This window comes from Bacillus sp. LR_5 (genome assembly GCF_042709275.1).
Genome location: NZ_JAVAXX010000627.1, coordinates 1 through 1023 on the forward strand (window position 1 = coordinate 1; position 1023 = coordinate 1023).

The window sequence follows — 1023 nt, forward strand, 5'->3', positions numbered from 1 at the left end:
TTCTCTCAGAGGAACAATGTGTTTGTATTATTTAGCTTCCAGCCGTCTGATTCGCTCATCTAAATCAGGGTGAGTAGAGAAAAGCGAAGAGCGCTTCTTGCCATTAATCTTTAACGTTTGGACAGCTGTCTGATCGTCTTCCATAATCCGGGAAGAATAGCTTTTAAGCGTCCGTAGCGCATGAATCATCTTGTCCTTGCCGGCAAGATCCGCTCCTCCTCTGTCAGCATGGAATTCACGATGGCGTGAATACGCAAACACAACCAGGCTGCCAAGTATCGAAAAGACAATCTGAAAAATAATCATTGCAATAAAATGAACGATCGGCGCTAGATCTTCTTTGACAAAACGGCTTGCAATCCAAGCGGCGATACGCGATAAAAAGACGACAAAAGTATTAACGATACCTTGTAGAAGCGTCATTGTTACCATATCACCATTTGTGATATGCGCGACCTCGTGGGCAAGCACACCTTCAACCGCTGCGTCATCCATCTGCTCCAGCAGCCCTGACGATACTGCGACAAGTGAACGGCGTTTTGACGGTCCAGTCGCAAACGCGTTTACTTCAGGTGAACGGTAAATCCCGACTTCCGGCATTTTCGTTAAACCGGCAGAGCGGCTTAATCTGTGAACACGATCAACCAATTGCTGTTCCTCATAGCTGAGCGAGTGTTTTTTCGGATTCAGCACTCTGACGCCCATCATCGTCTTTGCCATCCATCTGGACATCGCAAGAGACGTAAAGGAACCGACAAATCCAACGACTAAACTGAACACAAGAAGCGCCATTGGATCGATACCGCCATCAGCTGTAAAGTACGTCCCGACTCCTGTAACAGAGCTTAAAACAGACAAAACGATCCCGATTGTTGTAAGCACCAAAATATTCGTTAGAATAAACAGAAAAATTCTTTTCGCCATAACAACCTCCGTTATTTTAAGTTCAAAAGAACCCGTATATTTAAATTATAAAACATCCATTTGAAAATGCAAGGAATTCGACGTATGATGTTAATGTAA

At 44.2% G+C, this 1023-nt stretch carries 1 protein-coding gene; it reads right to left on the reverse strand.

The genetic code is table 11. The features are described 5' to 3' along the window. Window positions 1–27: 27 nt before the first annotated feature. Window positions 28–924, reverse strand: a complete 897-nt coding sequence (gene htpX, locus RAC86_RS39065; RefSeq protein WP_003232513.1) for a protease HtpX — start codon at window positions 922–924, stop codon at window positions 28–30. Window positions 925–1023 lie beyond the last annotated feature (99 nt).

What these genes read in the sequence shown, in the direction of transcription:
- htpX (WP_003232513.1), bottom strand. Translation starts at nt 924, where the DNA reads ATGGCGAAAAGAATTTTTCTGTTTATTCTAACGAATATTTTGGTGCTT.